Origin of the sequence: Nocardia sp. CC201C (assembly GCF_030010695.1) — a bacterium.
Taxonomy (GTDB): Bacteria; Actinomycetota; Actinomycetes; order Mycobacteriales; family Mycobacteriaceae; genus Nocardia; species Nocardia otitidiscaviarum.
This window is the reverse complement of sequence record NZ_JASCXP010000713.1, coordinates 1-1,498: the sequence shown is the minus strand read 5'-3', so window position 1 is coordinate 1,498 and position 1,498 is coordinate 1. Positions and strand designations below refer to the sequence as shown.

General features: G+C 69.7%; 1 protein-coding gene. It reads right to left on the bottom strand.

The window, feature by feature from the left end:
* Positions 1–1,218, bottom strand: a 1,218-nt coding sequence (locus QK444_RS36195; protein WP_282786616.1) for a hypothetical protein, incomplete at its 3' end; no start/stop codon positions are given.
* Positions 1,219–1,498 lie beyond the last annotated feature (280 nt).

The window sequence follows — 1,498 nt, the reverse complement described above, 5'->3', positions numbered from 1 at the left end:
GCGAATCTCGAGAACGGCATCGTCGGCGGTCGGATGCGGTACGCCGAATATCACCGCGCTGCCGTCGGATTCGCCGATCTCGGACCGCAGCACCGAGGTCAGCGCGACCGTCGCCGCCGCCATCGCGTCGGCGTCGTCCACCGGCGGCACCGGCGGACCGGTGACGAAGGCCGTGATCAGGCGGCGCAGCTGGAGCAGCGGGTACAGGTCGTTGGTCGGGAAATTCAGCAGATAGGCCAGGCGGGTGGGCGCGGCCACCAGATCGCGCAGCGCCTCTTCGCAGGTGGGATAGCCGAGCAGGGCGGCCACCGCACGGCCGTTCTCCGGTGATTCGGGAACACACCACCACGAGCTGTGCCGGACGAAGGCCGCCCCGCCGGGATGGGGGTCGGCGGGCCAGAGTTCGGACTGCCGGGCGAAGTCGTGCAGCTGCTGGTCGCTTTCCCGGATCGTGAGAGTGGCGGCAGTGTGGAACTGGATCTCGAAACGCGCCGGGTCGTCCGGGGCGGTCCACAGCGTGCGACGGTCGCGATAGCGCGGATTCTCCCGGGAGTCCGCCGATGAGCCTGGGACCGGAGCGCATCCGCGCGCCGCCAGCAGGGCGGTGATCCGCGCGACGGCCTCGGGGTAGGCGTCGGCGTCGAGCACCACGGTGAAGCGGATGATGTCGTTGATCACGCGCAGGGCGGTGGGCAGCGCGACGCCCTCCGAACACAGCACCGCGACCTGGCGGCGCACCGACTCGGGCGGTTTCACAGGGGCGAGGTCTACTCGGCGTGCGGCCCAGGACGCGGGCAGTTCGTCCAGCAGCTCGTCGAGCGTCTTCGCCGTCGCGGCGGCGACCCGGGCGAGGTGGTCCCAGTGGGCGCGCAGCGAATCCGCTTCCGCCGCAGGCAATTCCGGGGTCTCGATCACCGACTCCGCCTGTCCGGTCGCGCCGATCACGCCGAATCGGTCACCCAGTAGCAGATCGGCCTCGGCGGCACTGATCTCCACCAGATGCGGCACCGTCGAGGGGCGCGGGTCGTCGATGTCGTAGAGGGTCGCGGTGGGAGCCCAGCCGCCCCAGGTGCGAAACGATTCGTCGTAGACGCGGTCGGGCAGTACCCGGCGTCGCACGACCGTGGTGGCCTTCTCGCCCGCTGCCCAGCCGTGCCGGTCGGGATAGCGGGCCCAGTACCGCGCCGTCTCGGCGGGGGTGGCGTGCGATCTCGTCATGGCGGCAGCTTACGAAGGATGGCGGATTTACGCCGGGTGGGCGCGCTGCGCAGGGCATTCGGCCACGCCGCCCACGGAATTCGGGGATGTGCAGCGGGCGCCGGGTGGGAAATGATCGCGGAACCGGTCCGGGTTGTGTGTCGGCGTGCTTACACTCTCGGGCTAGTGAACTGTAGTTGTTTCAGATCTATGTACGAGGTTCATATGAAGTCTTGGATCCGAGGTCGGCTCGCGGTGACGCGGGGCGCGGTGGCGGTGATCGGCGGCATCGCACTGCTGT